The organism is Deltaproteobacteria bacterium (assembly GCA_019912665.1).
Classification (GTDB): domain Bacteria; phylum Desulfobacterota; class GWC2-55-46; order GWC2-55-46; family GWC2-55-46; genus UBA5799.
Map to the genome: position 1 here is coordinate 61362 of JAIOIE010000020.1, position 16466 is coordinate 77827.

General features: G+C 57.6%; 12 protein-coding genes. 4 read left to right on the forward strand and 8 right to left on the reverse strand.

The window, feature by feature from the left end; all coding sequences use genetic code 11:
* Positions 1-14: 14 nt before the first annotated feature.
* Entirely contained in the window at positions 15-779 is a 765-nt protein-coding gene (locus K8I01_09210) for an NADH:ubiquinone oxidoreductase (GenBank protein MBZ0220593.1), read from the reverse strand.
* Between the two features lie 249 nt (positions 780-1028).
* On the opposite strand from K8I01_09210, the gene K8I01_09215 reads away from it, so the two are divergent.
* Entirely contained in the window at positions 1029-1700 is a 672-nt protein-coding gene (locus K8I01_09215; GenBank protein MBZ0220594.1) for a YdcF family protein, read from the forward strand.
* Positions 1701-1839: 139 nt separating this feature from the next.
* Here K8I01_09215 and K8I01_09220 read toward each other — a convergent pair whose 3' ends face one another.
* From K8I01_09220 to amrB, 5 genes are all read right to left on the reverse strand, one after another.
* Complete coding sequence (locus tag K8I01_09220; GenBank protein MBZ0220595.1) at positions 1840-2718, reverse strand: AEC family transporter; 879 nt, start codon at positions 2716-2718, stop codon at positions 1840-1842.
* Positions 2719-2825: 107 nt separating this feature from the next.
* Positions 2826-4727, reverse strand: a complete 1902-nt coding sequence (gene oadA / locus K8I01_09225; GenBank protein MBZ0220596.1) for a sodium-extruding oxaloacetate decarboxylase subunit alpha — start codon at positions 4725-4727, stop codon at positions 2826-2828.
* A gap of 19 nt (positions 4728-4746) precedes the next feature.
* A complete protein-coding gene (gene accC / locus K8I01_09230) occupies positions 4747-6171 on the reverse strand; it encodes an acetyl-CoA carboxylase biotin carboxylase subunit (GenBank protein MBZ0220597.1) in 1425 nt (474 codons plus the stop codon).
* Between the two features lie 129 nt (positions 6172-6300).
* The gene (gltX, locus tag K8I01_09235; GenBank protein ID MBZ0220598.1) at positions 6301-7713 is read right to left on the reverse strand and encodes a glutamate--tRNA ligase; all 1413 of its coding nucleotides are present in this window, start codon (positions 7711-7713) and stop codon (positions 6301-6303) included.
* A 202-nt stretch (positions 7714-7915) separates the two neighbouring features.
* Complete coding sequence (gene amrB / locus K8I01_09240) at positions 7916-8716, reverse strand: AmmeMemoRadiSam system protein B (GenBank protein ID MBZ0220599.1); 801 nt, start codon at positions 8714-8716, stop codon at positions 7916-7918.
* Positions 8717-8867: 151 nt separating this feature from the next.
* Between amrB and K8I01_09245 the strand changes: the two genes are divergently transcribed.
* The 3 genes from K8I01_09245 to K8I01_09255 all read left to right on the forward strand — a co-directional run bounded on the left by K8I01_09245 (position 8868) and on the right by K8I01_09255 (position 11785).
* Entirely contained in the window at positions 8868-9515 is a 648-nt protein-coding gene (locus tag K8I01_09245) for an HAD-IA family hydrolase (GenBank protein ID MBZ0220600.1), read from the forward strand.
* 253 nt (positions 9516-9768) lie between these two features.
* Positions 9769-10773, forward strand: a complete 1005-nt coding sequence (locus K8I01_09250; GenBank protein MBZ0220601.1) for a DUF362 domain-containing protein — start codon at positions 9769-9771, stop codon at positions 10771-10773.
* Positions 10774-10840: 67 nt separating this feature from the next.
* Entirely contained in the window at positions 10841-11785 is a 945-nt protein-coding gene (locus tag K8I01_09255) for a c-type cytochrome (GenBank protein MBZ0220602.1), read from the forward strand.
* Between the two features lie 50 nt (positions 11786-11835).
* Here the strand turns inward: K8I01_09255 and K8I01_09260 are convergent, their stop codons facing one another.
* Entirely contained in the window at positions 11836-13812 is a 1977-nt protein-coding gene (locus tag K8I01_09260; protein MBZ0220603.1) for an aconitate hydratase, read from the reverse strand.
* Positions 13813-13984: 172 nt separating this feature from the next.
* Complete coding sequence (locus K8I01_09265) at positions 13985-16369, reverse strand: hypothetical protein (protein MBZ0220604.1); 2385 nt, start codon at positions 16367-16369, stop codon at positions 13985-13987.
* Between the last annotated feature and the right edge of the window lie 97 nt (positions 16370-16466).

A 16466-nucleotide genomic window follows, 5' to 3' on the forward strand; every position in this document is an offset into this window, starting at 1 on the left:
ATTGGGTTTCGCTGTCAGCACTTTCGACCTGACCCGCACTCGCCGTAGAGCGCGAACTTCTTCGCGACCGCTTCGGCCGTAAGCCCGTACCTTTCGAGCGTCTCCCTGTGCGAATCCGTATTGGGGTTGTCGACCGGCCCCCTGCATCCCCAGCACCATGTGCCGTAGGTTACGCATATGGAGTCGCAGCCGCCCCTTGAGACCGGGCCCAGGCAGTGGCCGCCCTTCTCGAAGACGCAGATATTCCCGGCCATCTTGCAGTCCACGCATACTGGGTGGTTTACGATGTCGGGCTTCTTGCCCATGAGGAGGGCCGTAAGAAAGGAGAGAAACTCTTTCTTCGAAATGGGGCAGCCGTGGAGGTAGTAGTCTACCGGCACGACTTCGTCTATGGGCCTTGCGGGGATGGTGTCGATTAGCTTATAGCTCTCAGCCGCCTTCTTGCCGTAGACAGCTTCCTTCACCTCCTCCATTGGATAGCGGTTCTTGAGGCAGTTGAGCCCGCCTGTGGACGAGCAGGCTCCGAGCGCCACGACCACCTTGGCCTGCTTCCTTATCTTTTTTATTTTCCTTATCTCGTCGCGCCTGCTTATGGAGCCCTCGACAAAGGCGATGTCGTAATCGTCGGACTTCTCGGTCATGGCCTCCCTGAAGTTGACTATCTTTATGTGCTTAAGGATATCCGGCAGCTCCTTTTCGCAGCTCAGGACCATGAGCTGGCAGCCCTCACAGCAAGTGAACGAGAAGAATGCGACACTGGGTTTTTCCTGTGATTCCATGAGTTCCTTCCTCTTTTGTAAGTGCTTGAGTTTTCTTAGGAAATAATATCACAGGGGCGTTTTTTTGTAAACCCCGGCGGACCGTTTGATTTAAAAAAAAGAGAAAAGGTTCAGTGTTCCTGAACGGATTTACTGTGCGGCCAGAAATGGCGGTAAGGGCTTAAAATGCTGGACAATGGCGCTGTTACAGGCTATTTTTTAGAGACGCCCTGATGTCCTGAGGCCCTATCCTTAGCTCCGGTGTTTGATGTGAAAAGGGTAAAAAAGTCAGCCAAGATACTGTTTCTCCTTTCTGCCGCCTTCCTCCTTGCGACCATGTTCACACCCATCCCTAACATGCTTGCAAGGCCGCTCATCGTAAACGGGCCCGTACTCAATGAGGCCGGCCTTATAGCCGTCCTTGGCGGAGGCGCTTACCCGAACGGCGCCCTTGGATCGGCATCCAATGAAAGGCTCATAAAAGGGGTCCTCCTCTATAAGCGTGGCCATGCCAAAAAGATAGTCTTTACAGGCGGCATGGTGCATGGCGCTTTTGGGAAGCTAGGGAATACCGTCCTCGGCGCGCGCCCGGCAGAGCCCCTGCCCGAGGCCTCCATCATGGGCGCGATAGCCCGCGAATTCGGCATACCGACTGAAGACATGGCAGTCGATCAGGGCTCGTTAAACACCTACGAGAACCTGAGGTTCGTAAAGGCCTACATGGAGGATAACGGGCTCAAGACGGTCATGATAGTCACCTCGCCGACGCACATGAGGAGGGCTTCACTCGTCGCTCAAAAGCTCGGGCTTATCTATATCTCCGCTCCGGTCGAGGACAATACACCTTATCGCACCTCTGCGATAGACAGGCTGGCCCTCACGCGCGAGGTCATGTGGGAGTATCTGGGGATAGCGCTATACAGGATGTATGGATACGTTTGATTAACGATTGGAAATTCAAACCACATCGGCTTCTCAAGATGCAAGGAGTCGAAAAATGAGAATGAGACCGTACTTTTATTGTACGCCGCAGTGACGAATTTTGAAGACGACGCAGCAGATTGGGCTTTTTGAGCAGCCGCTACATTATCCAGAGGAGCAGAACCGGCGTCGTAAAGACACTAACGAGGGTCGAAAGGGCGACTGTGGACGCCACTAGGTCGCTATTCACCTGGTACCTGTGGCTTACTACGAAGTTTATGACAGCGGCCGGCATCCCGGATGACAGGAGTATGATCTGCTGATTAAGCCCCTCTATGCCGAATAGGCTTACGACACCCCACGCCACGGCAACCCCGCCTCCTATCCTTATCGCCGTCCCGGCAAGCGATATCCCGGGATAGGCGAGCCTGGCCGAGTAGAGCCGGTATCCGAGGGCCACCTGCATTATGGGTATGGTCGCCGCGCCGAGCATGTCGAAGGTAGTTAAGAGCGGCTCGGGCATTCTCACTTCCGCGACATTAAGGGCTATGGCCAGGACCGCCGAGTAGATTAGCGGGAGCCTGAACATTTCCGAGAGCCCGCCCTTGCCCTTTGCAATATATATTCCCAGAGAATAGACGAGTATGCTGATGGCTATGTAGTAGAGTATGGCCACCGAAAGCCCCTCGGGCCCGAAGGCCAGGAGCGCGAGCGGGAAGGACATGTTCCCCGAGTTCATGAACATGGCAGGGAGGTAAAAGCCCCGGAGGTCCTCTCTCTTTATGGCCTTCAGGTACAGGAACGCGAGCACGCCAGTGCCCAAAACCACGACGAGCGCAGAGAGCGAGACGACCGCAAGGTCGGCAATGACGAGTTTCTTATGCGAAAGAGAGGATACGACCAGGGCCGGGATGGTCAGGTACAAAAGGACGTCTATTATGGGCTCGAGGCTTATCTTCCTGAAGCTCGCGAAAAGGTATCCCAGGCCTATGATGCTGAAGACCGGGAATACTATTGAGAGGACCTTCACTATTTCCATCGGTATATGCCTGCCTCGATTTTAACAAAAAAAGAGGCGGGCGGAAAACCCGCCCCGCCTCTTTCGACTGTCCAGTCTTCGTAGCGGCCGAAATGAAATCCCGGCCCCTATTCCTTCTCGACCTCCATGAGGGTCTCATCCGGGTTGACCGAATCGCCTATCTTTACGAGTACCTTTTTCACGATTCCGCTTATGGGGGTGTGCACCTCGTTCTCCATCTTCATGGCCTCGACCGTGAGAACGGTGTCTCCCTCCGAGACCTTGCTCCCGACGCTTACTTTTATTGACGTGACCTTGCCGGGGATGGGAGTAGTGACATCCCCTTCCTTCCTGGCCTTTGGCCTGATGGACTGTGTTATGGAAGAGCGCTCTATCTCGCCTGCGGTCGTGGGTATGACCTCGGTGAGGGACTCTATCATGACCTCTTCGAGCTTGCCGTCTATCGAGATGAAAAACGGCCGCTTGCCCTCGACCCTGTGCCCGGCCCCGGCGACCTTTATCTTGTAGTTCTCGCCGTGGACCGTGACGTTGAACTCGCTCGGCGCGAGGTGAGGGGCCGTATGCCCCGCGTCCGCCGCGGGCTGAAACTCCTCTTCGAGCGGCTCGGGCTCGAGCTTCCCGTTGTCCCTCTGCTCGAAGAACTCGAGCGCTACCATGGGGAAGAGGGCGTAGGAGAGCACGTCCTCTATGGACTTGGCCTTCCCGTCTATGTCCCTTATGACCTTGTCGAGCTCCGGCTCGAGGAGGTCCGCCGGCCTGCAGGTAATGGGCTTCTCGTCGCTTATGGCGAGCTTCCTCGCGGTCTCGTCTATGGGGCCGGGAGGGTTCCCGTAGAGGCCCTTGAAGTAGTTCCTGGTCTCGCTTGTTATAACCTTATAGCGCTCGCCCATGAGGACGTTGAGGGTCGCCTGCGTGCCAACTACCTGGCTCGTCGGCGTGACGAGAGGCGGATACCCCATGTCCTTCCTTACCTTTGGTATCTCCTCGAAGACAGCGTCCATCTTATCGAGTGCGTTCTGCTCTCTAAGCTGGTTCGCGAGGTTCGATATCATGCCGCCCGGTATCTGCACCACGAGCGTCTTGGGATTTATGGCCGTGTACTCGCTCTCGAACTTCTTGTACTTCCTCCGGACGTCCCTGAACCTGTCGGCTATCTCGGCCAAAAGCCCCAGGTCGAGGCCGGTGGAATAGGGCGAGCTGTTAAGCGCAGCTACCATGCTCTCGGTCGGGGGCTGCGAGGTCCCTGAGGCCAGCGACGATATCGCGGTATCGACTATATCGGCCCCGGCCTCTATGGCCTTCAGATAGCTCATGGATGCGAGGCCCGAGGAATCGTGCGAGTGTATGTGTATGGGGATGTTTACCCTGGCCCTCATCTTTGTAACGAGGTCAAAGGCGGCAACTGGCGTAAGGAGCCCGGCCATGTCCTTTATGCAGATGGTGTCCGCGCCCATCTTTACGAGCTTCAATGCCAGCTCCACGAACCCCTCGTGAGTGTGCACCGGGCTCGTGGTGTAGCAGATGGTCGCTTCCACTATGGCCTTCGCTTCCTTGGCGGCGCGGACCGCGACCTCGATGTTCCTCATGTCGTTCAGGGCGTCGAAGATCCTGAATACGTCTATCCCGTTCCTCGCGGCACGCTCGACGAACTTCTTTACGACGTCGTCGGAATAGTGCCTGTAGCCCACAAGGTTCTGGCCGCGCAGCAGCATCTGGAGTCTGGTGTTCGGGATGGCCTTCCGGAGGAGCTTGAGCCTCTCCCAGGGGTCTTCCTTGAGGAAGCGGAGGCACGCGTCGAATGTCGCGCCGCCCCAGGCCTCGAGCGACCAGTAACCGACCCTGTCCAGCATGGAGGCGACCTCCATCATGTCCGCGGTCCTCATCCTGGTGGCGAGGAGGGACTGGTGGGAGTCCCTGAGGATCGTGTCAGTTATCCACGTCTTTTTGTCGGTCCTCGGCTTGATCTTGAAATCCGCCCTGGAAGCGGCGGTTGCGGTCTTGTCAGCCATCTTGAGGCGCCTCCGTCTTTTATAGCCCGTGGTGGGCCGCTATTGCCGCGGCTATCGCCGCGACCAGGTCCGTGGGCTCGCCGTACTCGTCATATTCCATGAGCTCCGGCTTTCTGTCTATGAAGCCAGTGTCGAACTTGCCAAGCCTGAAATCCTCGTCCTCCATTATCTTCTGGAGGAACGGGATGGTGGTCTTTACGCCCCTTATGACGAACTCTTCGAGGCAGCGGTGCATGCGCCTTACGGTCTCGTCCCAGGTGGTGCCGCGCACCACGAGCTTTGTTACCAGCGAGTCGTAGCAGTTGGGTATGATAAAATCCTTGTAGATAGCCCCGTCTATGCGGACGCCTATGCCGCCCGGAGAGTAGTAGGAAGTCACTTTTCCGAAGGACGGGAGGAAGTTGTTCTTCGGGTCCTCGGCGCAGATGCGGCATTCCATCGCGAAGCCGTTTATCCTTACGTCCTCCTGGGTAAAGCCGAGAGGCATGCCTGCGGCTATCTCTATCTGCTTCTTTACGAGGTCTATGCCCGTTACCTCCTCGGTAATGGGGTGCTCGACCTGGATCCTTGTATTCATCTCCAGGAAATAGAAGTTCCTATCATTATCGACAAGGAACTCGACCGTACCGGCGTTGGTGTAATCCGCGGCCCTGGCTGCCTTTACCGCGGCCTCGCCCATGCGCCTCCTCAAGTCCTCGTCCAGGATGAGGGAGGGGGTTATCTCCACGAGCTTCTGGTGCCGCCTCTGTATGGAGCAGTCCCTTTCGCCCATGTGGACGATATTGCCGTGGTTGTCCGCCATTATCTGGAACTCTATGTGGTGCGGCTTCTCAAGGAACTTCTCAAGGAATACCTCGGAAACACCGAACGCGGCTGCGGATTCCTTCTTCGCGGTGGTGATGGAGTCAACGAGCTCCTTTTCGGTCCGGGCGACCCTCAAGCCCCTGCCGCCGCCTCCGCCCGAGGCCTTGACCATTATCGGGTAGCCTATCTTATTTGCGAACGCTATCGCCTCGTCGACGTCCTTTATCGAGTCCTCGGTTCCGGGGAGTATGGGCACCCCGGCCTTCAGCATCATCTTCCTGGCCATGACCTTGTCGCCCATCTCGGCGATGGTCTTGCTGGAGGGGCCGATGAAGGTGATGCCCTTTTTCGTGCAGAGCTGGGGGAACCTCGGGTTCTCCGAAAGAAAGCCGTAGCCCGGATGGATGGCGTCCACGCCGACCTTTGTCGCAAGGTCCACCAGCCTGTGTATGTTCAGATAGCCCTGGATCGGGCCGGGGCCCACCATGTACGACTCGTCCGCCTTTTTGACATAGAGGGAGGTCGAGTCCTCCTCGGAGTAGATGGCCACAGTGGCTATCCCGAGCTCCTTGCAGGCCCTTATGACCCTGGTGGCTATTTCGCCCCTGTTGGCGACCAAGACTTTTTTGAAGAGTCCCAATTTACTCTCCGTTTCCGGTGTCGTGAGTGCTCTCTTGCGGGAGTTGCAAAAGGTACAAACCGCAATAAAACATTTAGCCAAGAACGGCTGAATAAGTCAAGAAAATAAAAGTCTTATAAGGGAAAACGGTTAGTTGCCCTGAGCATCATGAGGGCTCCTTGCGACTGCTGCCGCGTCCTTTAGCCGCTTTATCGCAAGGTCCCTGCCCATGGCGCTCAAGGTCTCGAAGATTCCCGGGCTCACGGTCCCGCCGGTGAGGGCCACCCTTACGGGCTGGGCAAGTTTTCCCAGCTTAAGGCCCCGAGTTTCGAGTAGCGAATTGAAGGCCGCCTCAAGCTCCTTTTCCGTGAACGAGGGGAGGGCTGAGAGGCGCTTAAGAAGATCATCGAAAAGCTCCGCGCTCTCAGGGGTAAGGAACTTCTCCCTTGCCTTGGGGTCGTAATCGACCACCCCCCTGAAGTAGAATAGCGAGCCTTCCGCCATCTCCTTCAAGGTCCTTGCCCGCTCCTGCAGGGTCTTTATTATGGCGGGGAGCCTCGTGTCGCCCGAGGCGTCTACCCCGAGTTCCTTCCAGAAGGGGAGCATAAGAGGCGCAAGCTCCTCGGGGGGTGAGGATTTTATGTAATGCTGGTTGAGCCAGAGTAGCTTTTCCGGGTTGAAGACCCCCGAGGACTTCCCGACGCTCTCAAGAGAGAATTTATCGACAAGCTCTTCGAGCGAGAATATCTCCTGGTCGCCGTGCGACCAGCCGAGCCTCGCGAGGTAGTTGACCAGGGCATGAGGCAGGTATCCCATCTCTTTATAAGCCATCACGGAAGTAGCGCCGTGGCGCTTGGAAAGCCTGGTCTTATCCGACCCTAAAATCATGGGAAGATGCGCGAATACCGGGACCTCGTACCCGAGGGCGCGGTAAAGGAGTATCTGCTTGGGGGTGTTGTTTATGTGGTCGTCCCCGCGTATGACATGGGTCATGGCCATTTCCGCGTCGTCCACGACCACGCAGAAGTTGTATGTGGGGGTAGAGTCGCTACGGAGAACGACAAGGTCCTCGATGGTCGAGTTCTCGAAAGAGATGACGCCTTTTATCTCATCCTTGAACGAGGTCACTCCAGGAGGAACCCTGAATCTCAGGGCAAAGGGCAGGTCGGGCTGGTCGGTCCTTTCCCTGCATCTGCCGTCGTACATGGGCGGGCGGCCGGCCTTCATGGCGGCCTCCCTTCTTGATTCGAGCTCCTCGGGCGTGCAGTAGCAGCGGTAAAGATGCCCCTTGGCCAGTAGATCCTCTGCCCGTTTCCTGTACTCGTCGAACCTCTTGCTCTGGAAAAAGGGGCCTTCGTCCCAGTTAAGACCGAGCCATTCCATGCCGTCGAGAATGGCCTGGATGGACTCCTTGGTGGAGCGGGCGACGTCGGTATCCTCTATCCGAAGGACGAACTTCCCCTTATGTCGCCTCGCGTAGAGCAGATTGAAGAGAGCTGTCCTTGCCCCGCCGATGTGAAGGTATCCGGTGGGGCTTGGGGCGAATCTTGTCCTTACGCTCAAAGCGGTTCCTCCTGATAAGGGTGCCCTCTAAAAATAGCTCTTTCCCCCGATCTCTTCGTTAGGGCGGAAGTAAAAATGCTCACATATTGACATATATGCTGCGATTTTTACTTCCACCCTGCCTCGACCTCGTGAAAAATAGCTGATTTTTAGAGGCACCCTGAAGCTGTTAGAACAAACCTGTAATAAAAACGAACGCTCATCAGCAGATGATTATCCCGGCATACCCGACTACCTGGCCCAGGTCGCCGTTCACCTCTCCCGAGGTCGCGTACTTGGCGAGAGCCGTCTTGGTCGCTCCGAGTTCCCTTGCCGCCACTATGGCGATGGCCGCAGGGACGGCCCCGCACATGCTGATATCCTCTTTGGATGTAACCTCAAGGAGGCCTGCCGCGTCAAGGGCCAGTATACTGTCGATCGCGAGGCGGTCCTTCTGCCTTGCGATGCCGTCCTGCTCGTAGTGGCTCATGTCCGTGCTCGCTATTATGAGAGAGTCGCCCTCGAGCCCGGATATGGTCCTTGCCAAAGCTCTGCCTAACTCAAGGCAATCTTTCTCGTCCGCCCTCAATATGGTTACCGGAACGATTCGGGCAACTGGATTACGAGCCAGTATGAAAGGGAGCTGGACCTCGAGCGAGTGCTCGAAAAGGTGCGCCTCCGTATCGGCTGAAAAGAGTTTTGAGCCGCCTATCAGCATGGAAGCGGCTACTTCGTCTATCTTAAGGCTTCCGAGCGGCGTATCCCACTCGCCCTCGCGCCAGACCGACACCCTTTTCCCGAGCCCTGTGTGATTGGGCCCTATGAGAAAGACCCTTTCAGGGACCCGCACTCTCGCGTAGACGCTACCGGCCACCTCACCTGAGTACATGTACCCCGCGTGGGGCGCTATTATCGCCTTTGCGTCTTCTACCGGGCTGTGGCTTAAGTGCTTTTCGAGGGCAGCCCGGAGGGCGTCCTCTTCGCCGGGATAGAACCTTCCTGCAACAACTGGCTTTCTTATCATATATATTTGCCCTGAGGCGGCTAACGATATTACCAGACGCCGCCCGGAATGTAAAGGCGTAAGCCGGGGTGGAAAGGGGAACTTGCGCGTATTCACAGCGGCTCCTCGTTATGCTATACTGCACCCCGAAATCATCGATAAGAAGGGGAATATGGAAACGGACCTCATTATTTTTGACCTTGACGGCACACTCATAGATTCGAGCGAGGACATCGCCTGGTCGGCGAACAGGACGCTTGCGGCCATGGGGCACAGGGAGATGGAGCCGGAGAAGATAATCGGCCACATCGGATGGGGCGTAAAACCGCTCCTTCAGAAGCTAATGCCCGGCGAGAGCGAGGAGAGGATAGCCGAGGCGCGTCTTAAATTCCTCGATTTCTACGGCGGACACCTCGTATTCAAGACAAGCCTCTATCCCGGGGTGGAGGATACCATCAATCATTTCCGCGACGCCAAAAAGAAGATGGCCGTGGTGACCAACAAGCCCGCAGGCCTTGCCGACAGGATAATCGAGACCTTCGGCCTCAAAAGGTTCTTCCCGGTCATACTCGGCGGCGACTCGCTCCCCAACAAGAAACCCCACCCCGAGCCCATTGAAAAGGCCATCCGGGAGTTATCCTGCAGGCCCGAAAGGACCGCCGTGGTCGGCGACAGCCCAGTGGACTGCGAGGCGGGGAAGGCAGCTGGCGCCTATACCGTCGGCGTCTCCTACGGCTTCAGAGGGAGGGGAGAGCTTACAAGCGCCGGCTGCGACATCATCGTGGATGATTTTCCGTCCCTTAAGAAGGCCCTTGAATAGGATTCTTGCCGCTCGCGCCGGTTCCCGCCTGCTATACTAAAGGAAGGTCTGATTAATTGCGTTTTCTGTCCTCTGAGGGAGCATAAGCGACCGAAGGATCTGGTGATTATGTTTTTTCTTTAATACGATATTTTTCGCTCCGCTCAGAATGACAAGGTTTGCGAATTAATCAGGCTTTAACAAGGTTATTACGCTTGTACTAAGGAATCGCATGGACTCTCAATCCCATACAAGGCGAACGGCCCTCAAGGCCATGGCAGCTTCGGGTGCGCTCCTCCTCTGGGGGGAGATGCCCGTCATGGCCGAGGTCTTCTCAAGGCCGAAGACGCGAAGGGAACCGAGACTCCGGGAGAACGCCTTTGCCGAGGGCGGCGTGTCCCTCGTATCGGCCGCAACCGGAAAGACCGTCGACGAAATGGTCGAGAATGCCGTCGATCTCATCGGCGGTTTCGATAGGCTCGGCCTTTCCGGAAAAACCGTCCTCTTGAAGCCCAATGTCGTTTCAGGCGAGGCGAACCCGGCAACGACCAATCCCGAGGTGGTCGGAGCGGTCGCAAGGGCGGTTTCGAGGCGCGGGGCCAAAAAGGTCTATGTTGGCGACATGTCCGCCTTGAGGACAATATCCACCAGGCGGAACATGAACCGGAACGGGATATTGGAGGCTGCGTCCGACAATGGCGCCGAGGCAATAATATTCGAGGACTTCGAGTGGTACACGGTTCCTCTCGAAGGCACAAGGCATTTGACCGAGGCCTACGTGACCGAGTGGATCTACAGGCCGGACATCATAATAAACCTGCCGGTAATAAAGACGCACAGGTCCGCTAGCTACTCCATAGCACTCAAGAACTTCATCGGCTGCACGCATTTGAGGCAGCGCCCGTATCTCATCGGACCCTCTCATTGGGAGGAGCTTATTTCAGAGTTCAACGCGGCATACGTCCCGGAGCTCAACATAGTCGACGGGACCGTCTCCATGATAGAGGGCGGCCCCTGGCAGGGCACCCCGGCAGATACTCGCCTCATAATCGCGAGCGGAGACCGGGTCGCGGCGGACATAGCCGGGCTAGGGCTCATAAGGTCTTTCGGCAGGTGGGAGCCGGTCACTTCAAAACCCGTCTGGGAGCAGAGGCAGATAATGAGGGCCGTTGAGCTCGGCGTGGGCAGGGGAAAGGACGGCATCAGGCTCGTAGCCGGAAGCGGCAGCGCGGAATTCGAACGGCTTATCTCAGGGATTAGAGAGAATACCGGGCTTTGACGCACTGCCTTTGACACCCTCCGTGCTTTACGATATATTCCCCTGAAAATAGACAGAGGGAGTACCCATGAAAAGAACTATACTGACCGCCTTTGCCCTCTTTTTCGCGCTCTCGGCAAAGGGGTATGCAACAGAGCTATTGCCGGCGGTCCCGCCCATACCGGCGGACAACACGATGACCCCCGAGAAGGTCGAGCTCGGGAAGATGCTCTTTTTCGACCCGAGGCTTTCGTCCACCGGCGCGGTAAGCTGCGCCTCATGCCACAACCCGGCCTTCGCTTTTACCGACAGGCTGCCGCTCGCCCTCGGCCACAAGCACCAGGCCGGGCCGAGGAACACCCCTACGGTCCTTAACTCGGCCTTCCTTGCTTCCCAGTTCTGGGACGGCAGGGCCGCAACTCTTGAGGAGCAGGCGCTCGGGCCTGTGCAGGCCGCGGTAGAGATGAACGAGACCCTCGAGAACATGGTAGGGAAGCTCAAGGCGATCCCTGCCTACGCGGAAAGGTTCAAGCAGGTCTTCGGCGGCAAGGACCCGGTAACGCCGGAGAACACGGCCAAGGCAATGGCCGCGTTCGAAAGGACGCTCATAACCACCAACTCGCCCTTTGACAGGTTCCTCATGGGTGACGAGGGCGCGATAAGCGCGGACGCAAAAAAGGGGTGGGAGCTTTTCAGGAACAAGGGTTGCACCGCATGCCACAACGGGCCCAACTTCACGAACGGCGGCTTCTTCAGGATACAGGTGCCTGGCTCAACGGACCTGGGCAGGTTCGAGGTGACCGGCAACGAGGATGACAAGTACAAGTTCAGGGTGCAGACGCTCCGTAACGTCGCCCTCACATACCCCTACTTCAATAACGGCTCGGTCGCCTCTCTTTCGGACGCCGTGAAGATAATGAGCAGGGAGATGCTCGGAGTCCAGGCTACCGACAAGGAGGCGGCCTTGATAACCGAGTTCCTCAAGTCACTTACGGGAGAGATGCCCAGGGTCGACGTCCCGGTGCTCCCTTAAGAGGTAATGCGTTATAAAAGAAAGGCTTCCTCTTTGAGGGAGCCTTTCTTTTATTTCTCCCTTGACGCGGCCTCCTGTCCTATGGCGCGCTTAAGCCCCCGCTCTTTCCGTATGCGGTTAAGGAGCCCGCCTTCGAGGATGCTTTCACGCTCCCGCCGGCTCAAGTTCAAGAGGAACCTGAAACCCCTGCCGCTTTCCTTTGCTACGCCCACTATCTCGTCGGAGGCCTCGACAGCCTTGCGGAGGTCCGTAAAGGCGAGCGTCTGTCCCTCTTCGAAGGCCCGGTAATCGGACGGGTCCGCGAAGACGAGCGGCAGCACGCCGAAGTTTATGAGGTTCGCCCTGTGTATGCGCGCGAAGCTCTTGGCGGCCTTTATCCTTATTCCGAGATACCGCGGGGCTATGGCCGCGTGCTCCCTCGATGAGCCCTGCCCATAGTTCTCCCCGGCCGCTATGATGCCGCCTCCGCTCTCCCTGCACCTCCCGCTGAACTGCCTGTCTATCCTTTCGAGGGTGAATTCGCTTATCTTAGGTATGTTGGACCTGAAGGGAAGCACCCTGTTCCCTGCCGGAAGGATATCGTCGGTAGAGACGTTGTCGCCGAGCTTTATTAGCACCCTGGCCTCATATGATTCGGGGAGAGGATCGAAAAGAGGGAAAGGGACGATATTAGGCCCCCTCACTACCTCCACCCTGGCCCGTTCCTCGGGCGGGAGGGGCTTGAGTATTATGGAATCGTTGTAGCGGTACCTCTTCGGCTCGATGACCCTCGGGTATGGGCCGAGCTTCCTGGGGTCGGTTATCCTGCCCGAGATGGCGGCGGCCACGGCCGTCTCCGGGCTTGAAAGGTAGATATAGTCGTCTTCGGTGCCGCTACGGCCCTTGAAGTTTCTCGGAAAGGTCCGGACAGATGCGGCCTTTGTGGGAGGGGCCTGGCCCATGCCTATGCAGCCGAGGCACCCTGACTGGTGTACCCTTGCGCCAGCGTGGGCGAGTAGCTCCGAGCCGCCAGCCCGCTCGATATTCTCCAGTACCGTCCTGCTCCCAGGGTTTATCTCGAAGCTCAGTCCAGGGTAGGCTGTCCTCCCCCTCACGGCCTTGCTTACGACCATCATGTCCTTGAAGGAGAAGTTTACCGATGAGCCGACTATGACCTGGGCAACGGGAGTGCCCTCGACCTCCGAGACCTTTCTTACATTGTCCGGCGAGCTCGGGCAGGCGATAAGGGGCTCAAGCAGCGAGAGGTCTATTTCGTCGGTCTCGTCGTACTCGGCATTGGGGTCGGCTTCGAGAGGAATCCACTGGCCCACCCTCCCGTGGCGCTCAAGGAAGTCCCTGGTCATGGCGTCGGAAGGGAATACGGTAGCCGTCGCGCCGAGCTCGGCCCCCATGTTGGCGATGGTCGCCCTGTCTGTAGCTGTAAGGGTCTTTACCCCCGGCCCCCAGTACTCGATAATCTTTCCGACCCCGCCCTTCACGGTGTGGCGGCGGAGCATCTCGAGTATTATGTCCTTGGCCGAGACCCAGGGCTTGAGCTTTCTCGTAAGCTTTACCCCCATGACCCTCGGGACCTTCATATGGAAAGGCTCCCCTGCCATGGCTAGCGCGACATCAAGGCCGCCCGCGCCTATGGCAAGCATGCCGAGCGCCCCTGCCGTGCAGGTGTGGCTGTCGGCCCCGAGGAGGGTCTTACCGGGCGCTCCGAAGCGCTCCATGTGCACGGGATGCGAAACGCCGTTCCCCGGCGGCGAGAAGTAGACGCCATACCTCATTGCAGCCGTCATTAGAAACCTGTGGTCGTCGGCGTTCCTGAAGTCGGTCTGGAGGATGTTATGGTCCACGTAGCTCGCGGAGAGCTCGGTCTGCACCGAGTCGAGGCCGAGGGACTCGAATTCCAGATAGACGAGCGTGCCGGTCGCGTCCTGCGTAAGCGTCTGGTCTATTCTTATGGCTATCTCCGAGCCAGGCGACCATTTGCCTGACACCATGCGGGACTCGATAAGCTTTCTTGCGAGGCTTTTGTTCATGACAACCTCTGAAAATTGATCTTTTCCCCGGACTCTGCGTAGGTTACGTGAATAAAAATGCTCACATATTCACATATATGCTCCGCTTTTATTCCCGCCCTTCCGGGAAAAGCGGGAAAAATCCCTAATTTTAAAAAGTTGCCTTATGTCAGCTCCAGCGGTTCGGGTCAAACTAGTGAATCCCTATCTCGTAATCCCGGCCTTCCCATTCGCCTGTGTCCGCATACCTGAAGGTGAATACGAGTTTTGCTCCGGGTTTTAGCTTCCCGGCATCGAAGTCCCTGTGCCAGATGCCGAGGCCCGTCCCTTTCATGGGCTCCTCGTTCCTCGTCGCCCAGTCGTTGTCCGTCCAGACGATATGTGCTTCCCTGGACGAGGCTATGCGGACGGTCTCAGAGCTTTTTGCCGAGCCTATTTCCATGCCCTTCTTCCACTCGGCTATGGGGAGCGACGTCAGGCATTCGACAAACCTTTCCCGCACTTCCTTTATCGTGTCAAAGCATTCCCGGTCGCGCATGCTCCGGAGAAGCTTTATATACTCGGCGTGTGCCGGTATGAAAGGCGCCGCCGAGCCTGTGCCGCGCCCTTTTAGGAGTTTGAGCTCCGGTATGTCAGTGGAGTCCCATATCTGCTCGGGAAAGAGTAGTCCCTCATTGGCGGAGGCCTCGAGAGATTCGAGGTATTTCTCGGGGAAGCCGTCGGCGGCTATCTCGTACATTGCGCGCTCGCCCGAAAGGAGCGGCCAGGGCCTGCCTGTGCCGGAGCCGTCGAATGGTGAGCCGTCTCCTTTTTCCCCGTAGCCATCACCCTCGTACCTGTAGAAGGAAATCCTCCCGTGGTGCTCGAACCGAAGGAGACTGTCGACCGCGCGGAGCGAGTTTACTATGTTTGGATCCCTCGGGCCGCGCACCCCGAGCCTCACGAGGTCCAGGAAGCCCGTATCGAAAATTCCCCGCCGGTGCTCAGTGAAGCGGTCGGGCTTGTCTTTGTCAAATACGAGGGCATGGAAATCCTGCTCTTCGGGAGAAAGTGCGACGGGCCTCTCTCCATCCATCCTCATGTAATGGCCGGGCGCGCCTTCGCCCATGCAGCCGCATTTTATGAACGTCCATTCCTCGATTTTCGTGTGCCATCCGTCAGCGACAGAAAAGAGGTAGTCTGATTCCTTTATCTCGCGCATCTCCCTTGCCCAGTGCGCGGCCGCCACAAGGGCGGATATACCGTATGCGAGCGTTGAAGGGGAAGCGCCGCCTTTCAGCCCGAACGGGCCGTTCCTCGCTGTATATGACGCGGCGCTCTTTACCATAGGATAAAAGCCCGTTCCGGCAAGCCCCATGCCCCTGAGCCTCCATGCGAGGAGTATCGGGAGCGCGGCGTTCTCAATGCTCACCTCCGGGCGCCTGATCGCGCCGTTTACGTGCATCTCGAAGGGCCATGCGCCCGCCTCGGTCTGCGTGGACTGCAGGTAGTCGAGCACGGATAGGGCGGTCCTGCCGTCGCCCATTGCCATGAAAGCGAATGCGGTCTTGCAGAGGTCGCCGGGCCGGACAAGCCTGTAGCCTCTGCCCGCCTCGTCGCCTTTGATCTCACCCCAGGGGATGGCGAGGGAGGATGCGACCGCTCCGGGGAAGATCTTGTCTTCGTGGGCCTTGAGCGCGAGCGCGCTTGCCCTGAACCTTCTGCCCCCGTCCCCAGCGCGTTTTCCAAGCGGCGCGAGGGAATTGATATATCTCCTCCAGCCACGGATGAAGTCCCGTTCTATCGAGGCGTATTCCCTCGAAAGGGATATCTCGGCCTCGAGCGCCGCCTCCACCTCGTCCTTGCCGAAGCCCAGCGAGAGTACCATTTCGCTACCCGGCTTAAGCTCGGCCGTAAGGGCGATATTTCCGTCCTCCGCTCGCTCGAACATCCAGTCCATCTCGAGGTTCTCCTTCAGGTCGTGCCAGCCGTCCGAGATCCCGGAGTATCCGGCCGACATGCCGAGGAACGGCTTGTCCGATGCAAGCGCCGCTGCCGTATCATCTCTTTTTGCCAGAAGGTAATTCCTCTTGCCGTACGCCGCGCACCTGCCCGTATTGCCGTTGCCCCTGTTCTTCATATGGGGAGCAACGAGAGCGAAGAGGCGGAAGTCGGCGGTCGTGCCGTGCAGGGCCTTGAAGCCGATGTTCATCACGAGGGAGTTCGCCTGCGGGTCGGTTATGACGCGTTTAGTGATGCTCCAGAGTCCTGACCTGGCGGTGTTCGTTATTATATAACCGGGCGCCTTTTCGTGTATGGGCTCGAAGCGAGTCGTAATGGTGTCCTTTCCCTCCTCGTCGAAGAAGGTCCTCGAATCGGTCACGAGGAAGCGCAGGTCTTTTATGCAGGCGGTCTCGATATCCGGAAAATAGACCTCGGTTATTATGCCGCCCTCTATCGTGAACCAGACGCGTGAGAAGGGGCTTTTCGCCGTGCCCGCTCCATGCTTCGATGCCCTGGCCCACCTGGGTTCAACGCCGGGTTTGCCGAAGGCCTCTGCCGAGGGAAAGGGGAATGCCGGTTTATAGGCAACGCTCATAGTGCCCTCCATTTTTAGAACTGCGGCTGAGGGTTAAACTTCCGGGCTTTCCTCTGAGGGGTCTTGCCGGAAAAGCTTTTTTCTGTGCCTTTCCAGG